Origin of the sequence: Pseudomonas sp. COR18 (assembly GCF_048568395.1) — a bacterium.
GTDB lineage: Bacteria > Pseudomonadota > Gammaproteobacteria > Pseudomonadales > Pseudomonadaceae > Aquipseudomonas > Aquipseudomonas fuscovaginae_B.
Genome location: NZ_CP183808.1, coordinates 5,982,684 through 5,999,231, shown reverse-complemented (window position 1 = coordinate 5,999,231; position 16,548 = coordinate 5,982,684). Strand labels below are relative to the sequence as shown.

Here is a 16,548-nt window from a genome sequence, read left to right as displayed (position 1 = left end):
GCGAAAAGCATGCCGGGCATCAGCGCGCCCGTTCAGGGATGCTAGTTGAGGTGACACGCACTCAGGTGGTTCGGCGAAACCTCCCTGAGGGCTGGAACTTCCTCGCGGCAACGCGCCGTGGCGCGCGGGCAGCGAGGATGGAAATGACACCCGCCGGGCGGGCTCAGCGGACTGGGGATTTCCCCTTGGATCGCGTCATAACGGGTATTGCGGACATCGAAGCGCGGAATCTGCGCCAGCAGGGCCTGGGTGTACGGGTGGTTGGCGCGGGCGAACATTTCGTCCACCGACGCGCTCTCCACCACCCGGCCGAGGTACATCACCACCACGCGGTCGCACAGGTGCTCGACCACGCCAAGGTCGTGGCTGATGAACAGGTAGGTCAGGCCGAGCTGGTCGCGCAGGTCCATGAACAGATTGAGGATCTGCGCCTGGATCGACACATCCAGGGCCGCCACCGACTCGTCGCACACCAGCAGTTGCGGCTGCACCGCCAGGGCCCGGGCAATGCCGATGCGCTGGCGCTGGCCGCCGCTGAACTGGTGCGGATAGCGCTGGCGCAACTGCGGGTTGAGCCCGGCACGTTCGAGCTGGGCACAGACGTAGTCGTCGAAACCGCGCCGGTCGGTGAGACCGTGCAACAGCGCGCCCTCGCCGACGATACGGTCGACCCGCAGGCGCGGATTGAGGCTGGCCGACGGGTCCTGGAAGATCATCTGCACCTTCAGGCGCACGGCCTGGCGCTGCCCGGCCGTCAGGCTGTCGAGGTCGAGGCCGTCGACCCGGACGCTGCCCGAGGACACCGGCAGCAACCCGGCGACCATCCGCCCGAGGGTCGACTTGCCGCAGCCCGACTCGCCCACCAGCCCGACCACTTCGCCGCGGGCGATGCGCAGGTCGACCCGGTCGACGGCGTGGGTCCGCGGTTGCGGGCGGGTCAGGCACAGGCGTTGCAGCAGATGCTGAAGGGTACGCTCGTCAGGCGCCTTGCCAAAGGTCTTGCTGACCTGGTTCAGCTCGATGAGAGGTATCTGCTCACTGCGCATCGGCGGCTCCCGGGTGAAAACAGCGGACGATCCGTCCACGTGGCATCTGCAGGGGCTGAGGTTCTGCCGCGCACAACGGCGAAGCCTGCGCGCAACGGGCGGCGAAGGCACAGCCGACGGGCATCGACAGCAGATCCGGCGCCATGCCGGGGATCTGCCGCAGGCGCTGGCCGCGGCTGTTGCGGCTGGGCAGGCTGTTGATCAGGCCCTGGGTATAGGGGTGCTGCGGCTGGTCGAGGACATCGTCGACCGTGCCCTGCTCGACGATACGCCCGGCGTACATCACCGCCACGTCGTCGGCCAGGCCGGCCACCACCGACAGGTCGTGGGTGATCCAGATCAGCGAGGTCCCCTGCTCGCGCACCAGTTGCTGCACCTGGCTGAGGATCTGCGCCTGGATCGTCACATCGAGGGCGGTGGTCGGCTCGTCGGCGATGATCAGGTCCGGCGCATGCAACAGGGCAATGGCAATCGCCACGCGCTGACGCATGCCGCCGGACAGTTGATGGGGATAGGCGCGCAGGCGCTCCTCGGGGCTGGCGATGCCCATTCGCGCCAGGGTACGCGCGGCGTGCTCACGGGCCTCGCGCTTGCCCAGCGATCGATGGGCACGCACCGCCTCGACCATTTGCGTATCGATGCGCAGCACCGGGTTGAGGGTCATCATCGGGTCCTGGAAGATCATCGCGATGCGGTTGCCCTGCAACTCGCGCCGTTGCGATGGCGAGAGCCGGGTCAGGTCGCGGCCCTGGAACAGCACCTGGCCGCCGCTGATCCGCCCGGGTGCATCGACCAGGCCGAGGATGGAGAAACCGGTGACCGACTTGCCGGAGCCGGATTCGCCCACCAGGCCGAGAATGCGCCCCGGCTGCACCCGCAACGACACGTCACGCACCGCCGGCAACACGCCGGCACGGGTGTGGAACGAGGTGCAGAGGTTGCGCACTTCGAGCGTCGGCACGCCGGCCTTGTCCGTTGCGGCGACAATCGCCGATTCAGGCAGGTTCATCGTTGCAACCTCGGGTTCAGGACATCGCGCAGGCGGTCGCCCACCAGGTTGATCGCGACGATGGTGATCAGCAGCGCCAGGCCCGGAAACAGGCTGATCCAGTACTCGTTGCCGAGCATGTACTGGAAGCCGTTGGCGATCAGCAGGCCCAGCGAGGGTTCGGTCACCGGTACCCCCAGGCCCAGGAACGACAGGGTCGCCTCCAGGGTGATCGCCCGGGCGATCTGCAGCGCGCCGATGACGATCAGCGGCGGCAGGCAGTTGGGCAGGATGTGGCCGATGACGATCCGCCATGAACCGATGCCCTGACCCCGCGCGGCGTCGACATATTCGCGACGACTCTCGGTCAGCGCCTGGCCGCGGGCCGTGCGGGCGTAGTAGGCCCATTCGAGCAGTACCAGGGTGAGCATCACGTTGCCCACGCCCTTGCCCAGCCAGGCGAGGATCATCAGCGCCATGAGAATCACCGGGAACGACAGCAGCAGGTCGACCAGGCGCATCAGCAAGGCATCGACCCAGCCGCCGACGTAGGCCGACAGCAGCCCGAGCAGCGTGCCGATCAGCGCGGCGATCAGCGCCGAGCCGATGCCCACCCACAGACTGATGCGCAGCCCGTAGAGGATCGCCGACACCAGGTCGCGGCCCTGCCCGTCCGTGCCCAGCCAGTAGGTATAGCCGCTGTCCATATTGGCGCTGCCCGGTGGCAGGCGCGCATCCAGCACGTTGAGCTGCATCAGGTCATAGGGGTTCTGCACCACGATCCAGGGGGCCAGCAGCGCCAGCAGCATCACCGCGAGCAACAGCACCACGCCGGTCACGGCCGAGGGGGAGCCGAGGAACTCCACCAGCACCCGCCGCCACGGCGCTTGCGCTGACAAACGATGGGCGAGCACGGCGGTCATCGGCCAGCCTCGATACGAACACGTGGGTCGAGCAGGTAATACAAACCGTCGACCACCAGGTTGAGCACGACGAAAATCACCACGACCACCATCAGATAGGCCACCACCACCGGACGATCCAGGGTGTTGATACTGTCCAGGATCAGCTTGCCGGCGCCCGGCCAGGAGAAGATGCTTTCGGTCACCACCGCATAGGCGATGGTCGAACCCAGCTCCATCGCCAGTACCGTCACCACCGGGATCATGGTGTTGCGCAGCACGTGCATGACCATCACCCGCAGCGGTGACAGGCCCTTGGCCCGGGCGAACCTGACGAACTCCTGGGGCAGCACCTCTCGCACGCCGGCGCGGGTCAGGCGCAGCACCAGGGAAATCTTGAACAGCGCCAGGTTCAGCGCCGGCAGCAACAGGTGTTGCAAGCCGTCGAGGGTCAGCCACGACCATTGCACGCCGAACAGCTCACGGGTGGCGCCACGACCGCTGGCCGGCAGCCAGCCGAGGGTGATCGAGAACAGCAGGATCATCATCAGCGCGATCCAGAATGCCGGCAGCGAGAAACCGATGATGCTGCCGGCCATCATCAGTCGCGACAGCGGGTGCTCCGGGTATGTCCCGGCGAACAGGCCCAGCGGTACGCCAATCAGCACCGCCAGGCACAGCGCGCTGAACGCCAGTTCGAAGGTGGCCGGCAGGCGTTGCAGGATCAGGCGCATGGCGTCTTCGTGATAGACGAAGCTCTGTCCGAGGTTGCCGTGCACGGCGCCCTTGAGGAAGATCAGGTACTGCTCCCACAGCGGCTTGTCCAGCCCCAGGTGGGCGATGGCCTGCAGGCGCTCGGCCTGGTTGAGGTCTTCGCCGACCAGGATGTCCATCGGGTTGCCGATCGCATTGAGGCCGATGAACACCACCAGGGTCATCAGCCAGATGACCAGCAGCGACTGGCCCAGCCGGCGCAGGGTCCAGCCGATCATTGCCGCATCTCGTGGGCGTCCGGCTGGCTGGCAACCCACTCGTCACCAAGCAGTTCCGGTTCGGCGTAGTCGCGCATGGCCGCGTAGTGCTGCTCGATATCGGCGTTGAACAACTCGCCGATCAGCGCCTGGGCCAATCGCTTGGCGCCCTCGCTGATCGCCGGAATGTCGCCCGATACCGCACCGAAGCTGAGGGCGGCGGGATAGCTGAAACAGTGGATGTGATTCAGGCCGGGACAGCTTCCGGGGATTTTTTCCTGGAACTCGAAGTTGCTGCCCAGGTCCGGCAGTTCCGCCAGCTCCGCGTCCGCCTCGTCGGCTGGGGCCTCGAAACGATCGCGCCAGGTCCGTACCTGCGCGCAAAACGGCGAGAACTCCGGGCGCAGACGGAAGTCGGTGCGAAAGCCGGTGGCGAACACCACGAAGTCGGCTTCCAGACGCGCGGTCGGCGTGTCCAGCCAGACGCCGCCGGCCGGGTTTGCCTGCACGGCCAGCAGCGGGCTGTTCAGCAGAAAACGCGCGCGGCCCGACTGCGAGACCCGCAAGGTACTGCCCCGTGGCGGTGGCACCTGCTGGGTGTTGAGATAGTTGCGCAGGCGCCATTTCCAGGCCGCCGGCAGCCGCCAGTAACCATGGGTCATCCCCGGGTTGCCGGCGCCCTTGCCCTTGTTGATGCGCGGCAGCTCGGCGCGACGGATCAGCAGGTCGACCCGGCTGGCGCCGGCCTCCAGTGCGGTCGCCGCACTGTCCATGGCCGAAGCGCCGCCACCGATGACCGCAACCCGCTTGCCTTCGAACCACTCGTTGCGCAGTCCGTCCGCCGAGTGCGCCCACAGCTCATAGGGCAGTGCCCGCGCCAGGTCCGGAACCCACGGCCCGCCCAGCCCATCGCGGCCGGTGGCGAGCACCACATGGCGGGCGAGCAACTGCTGCGTCCGGGCGCCAGCCTGCACCTGCAGTTCCACCAGGCCGTCGGCGCGTGGCGCCACCCGGCTCACCCGGTGTTCGTTGCGCACCTCCAGCGCCAGGGCCTTGCGATACCAGCGCAGGTAATCGGCCCACTGCAGACGCGGAATCTTGTCCAGGCGCTCCCAGGCCTCCTGGCCGAATTGCGCCTCGAACCAGGCGCGGAAGGTCAGCGCCGGCAAGCCCAGGGCCGGCCCGGTCAGCTGTTTTGGCGAGCGCAGGGTTTCCATGCGCGCGGTGGTCGCCCATGGCCCCTCGAAGCCGGCGGGCGCCTGATCGAAGATCACTGCCGCCACCCCCTGGTGGCGCAACTCGGCAGCCAGCGCCAGGCCGGCCATGCCGCCGCCGATAATCGCCACGTCCAGCACGGCTTGACCGTCGTGCAGGCGTGGCTTGACCCAGGGTTTGGCGGGCAGATCGAGCCAGTCGAGATCCTGGCGCAGGCGTGCTTCCAGTTTCGCCAGGCCGGCGGCGGCAGTAGCATCGGACATGTATGGGGTACTCGGCATGAGGTCGGGAGATCGGTCCCCGTCCCTTGAATCGCATTTCTGCAAAGGCCGTTAACATTCAAATATGAATTCTTGGCGGCCTTCAATTCGTAATCCGAATACTAAGAGGCGTTTTTTATTCTCGCAAAGCACAAAAAGGCATATTTATATAACCAATATGATTTTCAGGCGGTCGTGCCTGTCGAGAAGCCGCCACGTGCGCGTGGCTTACTCGGCATAGATACTTTGCAGCAGCGCGTCATGGGCTGCCGCTTCGTGCATGAGCATTTGCGGCAAGAGCAATCTTGCCGAATGGGCGATTTCATCGATCAGTGCCCGGGCCACGTCCGACAGCGGGCTGGCGAAGGCCGAGATCAGGCCGAAGAAGAATGGGATATGGCAACCGAGCGGACGCACCACCACGCCTTCCACCGGCACGCCCCTGGCCGTAAACGGATCGACCAGGGCGACGCCCAGGCCGGCGCGGGCCATCTGCATGGCGATCAGCGAAGTGTTGGTGTCGAGCATGCGGGGCGTGCCGCAGCCCGCGTCGCGGAAAGCCTTGTCGATGCGCCGCCGAAAGCGGTAGGGGTTGGCCATGGTGACCAGTGTCTGGCGGGCCAGCAGATCCATGGGCAGCACTTCATGGGCCGCCAGGGGCGAATGCTGCGGCAGTACCGCGACACAGGAGGCTTCGCCGATCCAGTGGATATCCAGCCCGCGATGTTCGAGCGGCAGGCTGACCGCGCCGAGGTCCATGGTCTTGGACAGTACCGCCTGCACCACGTTTTCCGGCGACATGCTCTGCAGCTGGACCTGCTGCGGCCGCAGAGTCTCGGGCAGGCGAGCCAACGCCGCCGGCAGCAGGCCGGCGGCCAGGGCCGAAATCGCCACCAGCTTGATCTGGTGATTCTCCTCCTGGGCGATATGCTGCGCGCGCTGGCGGATATTGCGTATCCCCAACAGCGCGCTCTCGACTTCGCCATACATCATGAAGGCCTTGTGCGTCGGCGTGACCTTCGGCCCGCTGCGTTCGAACAGGGCGAAACCCAGCTCCTGCTCCAGTTCCTGGATCACCCGGGTGACCGAGGGCTGCGAACGGCCGAGCATCTTCCCCGCGGCGGTGACACTCCCCGCCGACATCACCGCAGCAAAAGCTTCCAACTGACGCAGATCCATACGCACGCCTTACCGTTACCGATCACGGAAAATCTGGAAGTCTACACGCAAAAATGTGAGAGCCGGCTTGCTGGCGATGGCATACGCATGGGCCCTTCAGTTTTTTTGCTGAACGCCACACCGCCGCGAAGCTTTTGCTTTTGCTTTTGATCTTGCTCTTGATCCACCCGCCCCGTTCCCAGCTGGCTGAGTGGAGGTTCTGTTTCGAGAGTTGTCCGGCAGGGATGCCGGGCGAGCCGTGTTGGGCCATGGATGGCCCGTCACGGCGTGCTCTCGAAACAGGACCGGAGCGAAGGAACCCTCGCGCAGCGAGGGCCAATGGAGGGGCAAGCGTTTTTTGGTTACTTTTTTTGGCGTCTGAAAAAAAGTAACTCGCCCGTAAGGGGCGAAACCGTAACATCAGCTAAACGCGCAAACGGATATGTACCCCACCTCCCACCTCCCACCTCCCACCTCCCCCGGAAAAAGCCGAACAGACAGCAGCTCCCGCACCTGATCAATGCCCATCCGCAGAAGGCTGCTGCGGTGGCTGAACCTTGTGCATCAACGGCACCAACACCGTCGCCAGAATAAAGCAGACCATGATCACCAGAAACGCATCGGCATAAGTCAGCGTCTGGGCCTCTCGCCAAGTCAGGGCCCAGAGCTGGCGCAACGCGATCTGACTGGCATCCAGACTGTTCTGGCCAAGCGCCTGGGCACTGCTGCTCAAGCGTTCGAGCCAGAGATTCATCTCTTCGTTACGGCTGTTCAGGTGCTCCGCCAGACGCAGGAAATGCAGGTTGCTGCGGTCGTTGAGCACCGTGGCGCAGGCAGCGATACCGATCGCGCCGCCGAGGTTGCGCATCAGGTTGAACAGCCCCGAGGCGAGCTTGAGCCGGGCTGGTGCCAGGGAGCCGAGGGTCAGCGTCACCGTCGGCGCGACGGTCAGTTGCTGGGCAAACCCGCGTATCGCCTGGGGCAGCAGCAGTTCCTTGCCACCCCAGTCATGGGTGATCGGCGCAAAATTCCACATCGACAGGCCGAACAACGCCAGGCCGAGCATGAGGATCCAGCGCAGGTCGATACGGCTGGCAAGGAACGCATACACCGGAATCGCCAGCAACTGGAAGATCCCCGTGGAAAACACCGCGATACCGATATCCAGTGCCCCGTAGCCGCGCACCCGGCCGAGGAACAGCGGTGTCAGGTAGATGGTGGCGAAGATGCCGATGCCGGTGATGAAGGAAAACAGGCAGCCGAGGGCAAAGTTGCGCTCGCCCAGGGCACGCAGGTCGACGATCGGCTCGTCGATTTCCAGGCAGCGCCAGATGAACAGCACCCCGCTGGCCAACGCCACCCAGGCCGTCAGGGTGATGGTGCTGTCACTGAACCAGTTCCAGCGCGGACCTTCCTCGAGGGTATATTCCAGGCAACCGAGGAACACCGCCATCAGCACGATGCCCAGGTAGTCGGCGCCCTTGAGCAACGCCAGGTTCGGCTGGTCGACCCGGACCAGCAGCGGCACGCTGAGGGTCACGAACAGGCCCGGCAGCAGGTTGATGTAGAACAGCCAGTGCCAGGAGGAAATGTCGGTGATCCAGCCACCGACCGCCGGGCCGAGGGTCGGCGCGAGCGAGGCGATGGCACCGATGGTCGAGGCGGCGATGATGCGCTGCTTGCCGTTGAAATAGATGAAGGCGGTGGTGAACACCAGCGGAATCATCGAACCGCCGAGCAAACCCTGCAACGCGCGAAAGGCGATCATGCTCTGGATGTTCCAGGCCACCGCGCACAGCAGGCTGGTCAGGGTGAAGCCGGCGGCGGAGGCGGCGAACAGCCAGCGGGTGCTCATCACCCGCGACAGCCAGCCGGACAGCGGGATGACGATGATCTCGGCGATCAGGTAGGCGGTCTGCACCCAGGCGGTGTCATCGGCGCCCGCCGACAGGCCGCCGCCGATATCGCGCAGCGAGGCGGACACGATCTGGATGTCGATCAGGGCGATGAACATGCCCAGGCACATGCAGGCAAAGGCGGCGACCTTCTGCCGGGTGCTCAGTGTCGGCAGCCCGTCACTCATGGCCGGCTGGCCTGGGCAACCGCCGGTTCGATAGCCGGTTGTTCGCGGGTGTTCACTTCGGTCTGAACCGACAGCCCCGGGCGCAAGGCACCGAAGTCGGCGTCGCTGCCGTCCAGGCGGATCCGCACCGGAACACGCTGGACGATCTTGGTGAAGTTGCCGGTGGCGTTTTCCGGCGGCAGCACGCTGAACTGGGCGCCCGTGGCGGGTGCCAGGCTTTCGATGTGCCCATGGAACTCACGACCCGGCAGGATATCGGCCTTGATATTGACCGCTTGGCCGACCTGCATCCGCGCGAGCTGATCTTCCTTGAAGTTGGCGTCCACCCACAGGCCATGGGCCGGTACCACCGAAATCAGCTGACTGCCGGCTGCCGCATAGGCGCCGACCTTGGCCCGGCGGTTGCCGACATACCCGTCCAGCGGTGCGCGCAGTTCGGTGTAGCCGAGGTTCAACTGTGCCTGGTCGCGCTCGGCCTGGGCCTGTTCCAGCATGGCCCGGGCCTGTTGCCGCTGGGTTTCGATCACCGCCAATTGGCGTTGCGCCGCCAGCAGTCCCGCCTCGGCCCGGGCCCGTTCGGCCTGGGCGGTTTTCCAGGTGGCATCGGCACGCTGGGCACTTTCGACGGAGACCGCCAGGCTGCGCACCAGCGTCTGGTAGCGGGCGTGGTCGTCGTGGGCGCGGCGGGCCTCGGCATCGCTGGCATCGATCTGCGAACGGGCCTGGCTGATCAGCGCCTGCTGCAACTGTTCGGTGGCATCGAGGTTGGCCAGGCTCGCCCGCTGGGCGGCCACGGCACCTTCGGCCTTGGCCAGGGCGATGCGGTAGTCACGGACATCAATGCGGGCCAGCAGGTCCCCGGCCCTGACGAACTGGTTGTCGCTCACCGCCACTTCGCTGATGTAGCCCGGGACCTTGGCGCTGATCACCGTGACTTCGGCGCCGACATAGGCATCCTCGGTGTCCTCGACGAACCGTCCGGTCTGCCACCAGTGGCTGCCGTAAACGACGGCCGCGGCCACCGCTGCCGCGAGCACCGCCAGGCGCACGAGTGGCTTGCGCCGCGCCGGGGCCACAGCGGTTGTACTTTCGGGGGCAATGTGGACTTGAGTGCCCATGGCGGTCTGACCTCTATCGCTGGCAACGAAAAATTATGATCATAATATTTCATGGCGGCTTTTATCATGCAAGTCTCTATTTTCCGGCAGCGAATCCACTCGTCGGGGCAATGCGGTACCGGTACCGGCGCGTCACGCCTATACTGCCGGGCTGATTCATCAACGGGCGTGCCAGGTGCGCGCCCTTCCCTGCGCAACTTTCAACAAGAGAACCCCATGGCCAATCATGACCTGACCTTCCTGCCGGATCCCGACGCGGACTCGATTTCCTCCGACGTGGCCGGCTTCGGCGGCCTGCTGGTGTCCACCCAGATCCCCACCCGTGCCGACGGCAGCCTGGAACTGGGCGATATCACCCGGCAGAGCGAATGCACCCTGCAGGCGCTCAAGGTGGCGCTGGAGAAGGCCGGCAGCTCGCTGGACCGCGTCCTGCACCTGACCATCTACCTGACCGATATCGCCGACCGCCCGGCGTTCAACGAGGTCTACAGGCGGTTCTTCGTCAAACCCTGGCCGGTACGTGCAGCCATCGGCGTGGCAGCCCTGGGGGTCGAAGGCATGAAGGTGGAAGTCACGGCGATGGCGGCCAAGGCCTGACCGGTCAGCCGCAACGGGTGCCGGCGCGGCGTTTCGCCGGTACAATGCACGCCTTGACCGTGCAGCCTGACTAGAAAAACATGTCCCTACCCAAGCATCACCTGGAATTGCTCAGCCCCGCCCGCGACGTGGCCATCGCCCGCGAAGCCATCCTGCACGGGGCCGATGCCGTGTATATCGGCGGCCCGAGCTTCGGCGCCCGCCACAATGCCTGCAACGAAGTGAGCGATATCGCCCAGTTGGTGGAGTTCGCCCGCCGCTACCACGCGCGGGTCTTCACGACCATCAACACCATCCTGCACGACAACGAGCTGGAGCCGGCGCGCAAGCTGATCCATGAACTCTACGATGCCGGGGTCGACGCGCTGATCGTCCAGGACCTGGGCGTGATGGAACTGGATATCCCGCCGATCGAACTGCACGCCAGCACCCAGACCGACATCCGCACCCTGGAACGGGCCAGGTTCCTCGACCAGGCCGGCTTCTCCCAGTTGGTGCTGGCCCGGGAACTGAACCTCCAGGAAATCCGCGCCATCGCCGACGAAACCGACGCGGCGATCGAGTTCTTCATTCACGGTGCGCTGTGCGTGGCCTTTTCCGGCCAGTGCAACATCTCTCATGCGCAGACCGGCCGCAGCGCCAACCGTGGTGACTGCTCCCAGGCCTGCCGCCTGCCCTATACCCTCAAGGATGACCAGGGCCGCGTGGTCGCCTACGAGAAACACCTGCTGTCGATGAAGGACAACAACCAGAGCGCCAACCTGCGCGCCCTGGTGGAAGCCGGCGTGCGCTCGTTCAAGATCGAGGGCCGCTACAAGGACATGGGCTATGTGAAGAACATCACCGCCTACTACCGCCAGCGCCTGGACGACATTCTCGAAGGCAGCCCGGACCTGGCCCGCGCTTCCAGCGGCCGCACCGCGCACTTCTTCGTGCCGGACCCGGAGAAGACTTTCCACCGCGGCAGCACCGACTACTTCGTCAGCGAGCGCAAGATCGATATCGGCGCCTTCGACACTCCGACCTTCACCGGCCTGCCGGTGGGCGTGGTGGAAAAAGCCGGCAAGCGCGACCTGCAGGTGGTGACCACCGAGCCCTTGTCCAACGGCGATGGCCTCAACGTGCTGATCAAGCGCGAAGTGGTCGGCTTCCGTGCCAACGTCGCCGAACCGCGCGGCGAGTTCGAGGAGGACGGTGAAAAACGCTACCGCTACCGCGTCGAACCCAACGAGATGCCGGAGGGCATGCACCGCCTGCGTCCGAACCACCCGCTGAACCGCAACCTGGATCACAACTGGCAACAGGCATTGCTCAAGACCTCCGCCGAGCGCCGTGTCGGTGTCAGCTGGAGCGCGCGCCTGCGCGAGGAGCGTCTGGAACTGACCGCCACCAGCGAGGATGGTGTCAGCGCCAGCGTGGCCCTGGACGGCCCGTTCGGCCTGGCCAACAAGCCGGAGCAGGCCCTGGAGCAACTGCGCGACCTGCTCGGCCAGTTGGGCACCACCCAATACCACGCCACCGCCATCGAGCTCGATGCGCCACAGGCCTACTTCATCCCCAACTCGCAGCTCAAGAGCCTGCGCCGCGAAGTGATCGAGGCGCTGACCGCAGCCCGCGTCGCCGCCCATCCGCGCGGTGGCCGCAAGGCCGAGACCAGCCCGCCGCCGGTGTACCCGGAGTCGCACCTGTCGTTCCTGGCCAACGTCTACAACCAGAAGGCCCGTGACTTCTATCACCGTCATGGGGTCAAGCTGATCGACGCGGCGTTCGAGGCCCACGAGGAAACCGGTGAAGTGCCGGTGATGATCACCAAGCACTGCCTGCGGTTCTCTTTCAATCTGTGCCCGAAACAGGCCAAGGGCGTGACCGGCGTGCGGACCAAGGTCGCGCCGATGCAACTGATCCAGGGTGACGAGGTGCTGACCCTGAAGTTCGACTGCAAGCCTTGCGAGATGCACATCATCGGCAAGATCAAGGGTCACATCCTCGACCTGCCGCAACCGGGCAGTGCGGTGGTCGGCCATATCAGCCCGGCCGATCTGCTCAAGACCATTCCCCGCGCGCCACACTGAAGTGAGCGGCCTTGACGGCCGCTCTCGCCCGCCCCGCAAATAAAGTCGTCGACCGGCTTCGCGGGGCTTGCATATCGGCGCATTGCCCTCTTCAATGAGCAGGCCCCGCCTCCAGGCGGGGCCCTGTTTCCCTGTCGAGACGAGCCAGATGGATCTGCGCCAGAAACCCGCCCTATGGAAGACCTTGTGGGCCCTGCCCGCGGCCACCCGCTGGCTGCTGCTGGGCATCGGCCTGTCGCGGGTCGCCTCGTTCATGGTCTGGCCGTTCATCGTGGTGGCGATGAACCGACGCTTCGGCACGCCGATCACCGATATCGGCGCGCAACTGGCCCTGGGTGCGCTGATCAGCATCGCCCTCTCACCGCTCAGCGGCTTTCTCGGTGACACCTTCAATGCCCGCAACCTGATGGGCTTCGGCTGCGCCCTGGGCGCCGGCTGCTTCCTGCTGATGGGGCTGGCACCCGGGCAGACCAGCTACTTCGTCGCGATCATCGGCATGGCGGTCGCCCACAGCATCCTCGAACCGCTGTTGCGGGTGCTGCTCAGCGACACCGTCGCCACCGACAACCAACGCACCTTTCTCTTCCACATCCGCTACTACGTGGTCAATTGCGCCGCTGCCAGCGGGCCGTTGCTCGGCATGTGGTTCGCCAACCGCGAGAGCGACGCGGTGTTTCCGATCGCCGCCGTCACCTACGCACTGCTGGCCCTGAGTATCTTCGGCGCCGCGCGCTATCGGCTGCAGGCGCCGCACCTGGCCGGTACCGAGCCGACCTCGCCGCCCCTGCGTGAGGTGCTGCGGGCGATGCTCGGCAATCGGCTATTCCTGACCATCATCGTCGCCAACTTCTTCCTGGTGCTGGTCTACGCCCAGGTCGACGAGTCGCTGACCTTCTACCTGCTGGCACTCAAGGTCGAGGACATCAACGCGGTGATCGCCAGCCTGAGCGTGACCAACGCCTCGGTCGTGCTGGTGTTCCACCTGTGCCTGATGGGCTGGCTGATGAACCTGGCCGACAAGCGCGCCTACATCCTCGCCCTCGCCTGCCTGATGATCGGCCACGCGATCATTGCCCTGAACACCGGCGCGCTGTGGTACGGCTGGATACTGGCGATCGGGTTCGCGACGCTGGCCGAGATCATCGTCATGCCGTTGTTCGCCACCCTGATCGATCGCCTCGCGCCGCCCGGCATGCGCGGCAGTTTCATCGGCATTTCCATGCTGGCCGGGCTCGGCTCGGCGCTGGCGCCGCTGCTCGGGGCGCTGGTGATCAGCCACTTGGGCGGCGTGGTGCTGTTTTCCGCCCTGGCGCTGGCCTGCCTGCCCATCGGCCTGCTCGGCTACCGGGCACTGAATGCCGGCCAGCCGGCCAGCGCGCTGGAACCGACAACATGATCGCCCTCAACCAGGTCCAATTCGGAGTGAACCCGGGATGAATCCTTACCAACTGTTGGCACCTCGTTCATTCTGGCGCAGTGCCGTGGCACAGCAGACGGCCGAAAGCATGAGCGAGTTGTGGCTGCCGCAATTCGGGATCGAACGCGACGATGCCATCGTCACCGCCGGTTCCTGCTTTGCCCAGCATATCGGCCGGGCACTGGTGGAGCGCGGGATGAACTGGGTCGACAGCGAACCGGCGCCGGCCGGCCTGTCGGAAGCCGAGCGCAAGGCGCGGCACTATGGCGTGTTCTCCTTTCGCACCGGCAACCTCTACACCCCGGCGATGTTGCGCCAGTGGCTGGAGTGGTGCCTGGGCAGGCAGGCCATGCCCGACGAGGTCTGGAGCCGCGATGGACGTTTCTTCGACCCCATGCGGCCGGTGGTCGAGCCCGAAGGCCATGCCAGCCGGCAGGCGCTGCTGGAGGCCCGACAGGTCACGCTGGCGGCGATGAAGACGGCGTTGCAGCGGGCCAGGGTCTTCGTTTTCACCCTGGGGCTGACCGAGGCCTGGGTGAATCGACGCAACGGCCTGGTGTACCCGCTCTGCCCCGGTACGCTGCAGGGGACGTTCGATCCGCAGGTCCATGCCCTGCACAACTTCGGCTTCGTCGACAGTCACCGTGAAATGCACACGGCACTCGAACTGTTGCGCTCGGTGAATCCGCGGATCCGGGTGCTGCTGACCGTGTCGCCGGTGCCGCTGACCGCTACCGCGACCGGCCAGCATGTGGTGACCGCCACCACCTACTCCAAATCGGTGTTGCGCGCGGTGGCCGGCCAGTTGTGCGAGGAACAGCCGGAAGTCGACTACTTCCCCTCCTACGAGATCATCACCGGCACACCGTTCAGGGCCGCCTTCTACCAGGACAACCAACGCGAAGTCACGGCCGCCGGGGTGGCGTTCGTCATGCGGCAGTTCTTCAGCGCCCTGAACGGCCAACCGCCGGTGGCACCAGCCAACCCGATCGCTCATCTGCCCAGCGAGGACCTTGTTTGTGAAGACGCCGTACTCGACTACTACGCCAAGCCCTAGCTTCCTGCTGCTGGGCGACTCCAACGCCGGGCCGATCGGCAAGGCGGCGCAAGCCCGCGGGTTGATGGCCTGCGGCGGTCCGCTGGGGGCCGGACGGGATTTCAACGTCGACTTCCTGGTAGCGCAGCCGGGGGACGTGGGGTTTCGTGATACGGAAATGGACCAGCGTTATCGCCAGGCGCTGGAGCTGGCCGGGGTGGCCCGGCTGGAAGAGCTGCCGGTTCCGCTGGTCAGTACGCTCGGCATGAGCGTGCACTTTCTCGCCAGTCGGCCGAACTGGCACTGCTATCAGGATGAAAGTGGCGAGTTCGATGCCGGGTTTCTGGGCGGGCCCCTGTTCGAGTCGATCATAGTAGAAATGAGCCGGTATGCCCTGGCGTTCTACGAAAGGGTGCTGGGACTGGGCATCAGGGTGCTGGTGGTCCTGCCACCGCAGCGGGTGCCGGAGTTTTCCGATGCGCAGGTATTCATCGCGGCGCAGGAGGTGCTGATTCGACGCTTGCGCGAGTTGGGCGTCGAGCTGATCGATGTGCGGGACGCCGCCAACGGTGAGGATGGCTGGCAGGCCCCGCGGTTCTGCGAGATCGATGACCCGTTGCACGGCAACCTGGCCTTCGGCGAGCTGATCGTCGAGGCGCTGCTTCCCCGACTCGCCCAGCCACAGTGGGCCTGACCCACCCCACATCCCGCTCCATTCGGTCGATGAGCGAAGGCCTGCGGGCCCACAGGATTTCAGGTTTCGGTATAGGGCTGCGGCTGCTCACCGAGGATTGTCACCCGTTCGCCATACCGCGAATGCGGGAAGTAGTCCCATACCGCATGGTGCTGGGTGCAGCGGTTGTCCCAGAACACCAGGGTATTGGGCTCCCAGCGTACCCGGCAGGTGAGAATCGGCTCGCGGGCCACCAGGCCGAACAACAGGTCCAGCAGCGCCCGGCTTTCCCCCTCGGACAGTTGCACGATATGCGAGGTGAACCCGGAGTTGACGAACAACGTCTTGCGCCCGGTCTCCGGATGGCGCACCACCACCGGGTGTTCGGTCCTGGGCAACCCCTCCGGCGCCGGGTAGCCCTTCCACGGAATCGCCCCATCATGGATGGCCGTCAGCCCCTGCAGAAAACCCTGCAGGGTCGGCGACAGCATGTCCAACGCCAGGTGCATATTGGCGAACAAGGTGTCGCCACCGCTACCGATGGCCGGGGTTTCCTTGATGTACAGCATCGAACCCATCGACGGTGCCAGGTCCGCGGTACCGTCGGTGTGCCAGGCCTCCCCGGCGACGAAGCGCGATTGTGCCGTGGCACGGATGACCACCAGTTCCGCATCGTCGCCGTCGATATCCTCCAGCGGCAAGGCGCGCAACTCACCGAACAGTCGACCAAAGGCCTTGTGCTGCTCGACGCTCAGGTGCTGGTCGCGAAACACCAGCACGTGGTTTTCCAGAAAGGCCCGGCGAATTTCCGCCAGTTGCCCGGGCGCCAGTTCCCCGGACAGGTCGACCCCGCCGATCTGCGCGCCGATGATCGGAGTCAACCGATCGACGGTGATGTGCTGGTACGGCGCCCGACGTTCGCCGGCGATCCTCTCGACGGCCTTCAATGCCCACTGATCCATGTTCCCTCACCTTTTTGTTGAGTTATTGCCGCAATCTGCCCGGTCAGGCC

14 protein-coding genes are annotated in these 16,548 nt (G+C 65.5%); 5 read left to right on the top strand and 9 right to left on the bottom strand.

The window, feature by feature from the left end:
* Positions 1 to 41: 41 nt before the first annotated feature.
* From ACM62G_RS27430 to ACM62G_RS27395, 8 genes are all read right to left on the bottom strand, one after another.
* Positions 42 to 1,046: an ABC transporter ATP-binding protein gene (locus ACM62G_RS27430; RefSeq protein WP_419736055.1), complete on the bottom strand. Its 1,005-nt coding sequence runs from the start codon at positions 1,044 to 1,046 to the stop codon at positions 42 to 44.
* A complete protein-coding gene (locus ACM62G_RS27425; protein ID WP_273826397.1) occupies positions 1,036 to 2,055 on the bottom strand; it encodes an ABC transporter ATP-binding protein in 1,020 nt (339 codons plus the stop codon). The genes ACM62G_RS27430 and ACM62G_RS27425 overlap by 11 nt, the downstream gene beginning before the upstream one ends.
* On the bottom strand, positions 2,052 to 2,957 hold the full coding sequence (locus tag ACM62G_RS27420; protein WP_419736054.1) for an ABC transporter permease: 906 nt from the start codon (positions 2,955 to 2,957) through the stop codon (positions 2,052 to 2,054). The genes ACM62G_RS27425 and ACM62G_RS27420 overlap by 4 nt, the downstream gene beginning before the upstream one ends.
* Positions 2,954 to 3,928, bottom strand: coding sequence for an ABC transporter permease (locus tag ACM62G_RS27415; RefSeq protein ID WP_419736053.1), 975 nt, complete (start codon positions 3,926 to 3,928; stop codon positions 2,954 to 2,956). The genes ACM62G_RS27420 and ACM62G_RS27415 overlap by 4 nt, the downstream gene beginning before the upstream one ends.
* Positions 3,925 to 5,385, bottom strand: coding sequence for a SidA/IucD/PvdA family monooxygenase (locus tag ACM62G_RS27410; RefSeq protein ID WP_419736052.1), 1,461 nt, complete (start codon positions 5,383 to 5,385; stop codon positions 3,925 to 3,927). Before ACM62G_RS27410 ends, ACM62G_RS27415 begins: the two co-directional genes overlap by 4 nt.
* Before the next feature lie 225 nt (positions 5,386 to 5,610).
* Positions 5,611 to 6,561, bottom strand: coding sequence for a LysR family transcriptional regulator (locus tag ACM62G_RS27405; protein WP_054060443.1), 951 nt, complete (start codon positions 6,559 to 6,561; stop codon positions 5,611 to 5,613).
* Positions 6,562 to 7,057: 496 nt separating this feature from the next.
* Positions 7,058 to 8,623 (bottom strand): DHA2 family efflux MFS transporter permease subunit, encoded by a 1,566-nt coding sequence (locus ACM62G_RS27400; protein WP_419736051.1) that lies wholly within the window; start codon positions 8,621 to 8,623, stop codon positions 7,058 to 7,060.
* Entirely contained in the window at positions 8,620 to 9,741 is a 1,122-nt protein-coding gene (locus ACM62G_RS27395) for an HlyD family secretion protein (RefSeq protein ID WP_419736050.1), read from the bottom strand. The genes ACM62G_RS27400 and ACM62G_RS27395 overlap by 4 nt, the downstream gene beginning before the upstream one ends.
* A 216-nt stretch (positions 9,742 to 9,957) precedes the next feature.
* Between ACM62G_RS27395 and ACM62G_RS27390 the strand changes: the two genes are divergently transcribed.
* From ACM62G_RS27390 to ACM62G_RS27370, 5 genes are all read left to right on the top strand, one after another.
* Entirely contained in the window at positions 9,958 to 10,338 is a 381-nt protein-coding gene (locus tag ACM62G_RS27390; protein WP_054059237.1) for a RidA family protein, read from the top strand.
* Positions 10,339 to 10,418: 80 nt separating this feature from the next.
* Positions 10,419 to 12,410: a peptidase U32 family protein gene (locus ACM62G_RS27385; protein ID WP_419736049.1), complete on the top strand. Its 1,992-nt coding sequence runs from the start codon at positions 10,419 to 10,421 to the stop codon at positions 12,408 to 12,410.
* Positions 12,411 to 12,558: 148 nt separating this feature from the next.
* Positions 12,559 to 13,806, top strand: a complete 1,248-nt coding sequence (locus ACM62G_RS27380; protein ID WP_419736048.1) for an MFS transporter — start codon at positions 12,559 to 12,561, stop codon at positions 13,804 to 13,806.
* A 37-nt stretch (positions 13,807 to 13,843) separates the two neighbouring features.
* A complete protein-coding gene (locus ACM62G_RS27375; RefSeq protein WP_419736047.1) occupies positions 13,844 to 14,884 on the top strand; it encodes a GSCFA domain-containing protein in 1,041 nt (346 codons plus the stop codon).
* Complete coding sequence (locus tag ACM62G_RS27370; protein WP_419736046.1) at positions 14,847 to 15,557, top strand: hypothetical protein; 711 nt, start codon at positions 14,847 to 14,849, stop codon at positions 15,555 to 15,557. Before ACM62G_RS27375 ends, ACM62G_RS27370 begins: the two co-directional genes overlap by 38 nt.
* 59 nt (positions 15,558 to 15,616) lie before the next feature.
* On the opposite strand, the gene ACM62G_RS27365 is transcribed toward ACM62G_RS27370, so the two are convergent.
* Entirely contained in the window at positions 15,617 to 16,498 is an 882-nt protein-coding gene (locus tag ACM62G_RS27365; RefSeq protein ID WP_419736045.1) for a TauD/TfdA dioxygenase family protein, read from the bottom strand.
* Positions 16,499 to 16,548 lie beyond the last annotated feature (50 nt).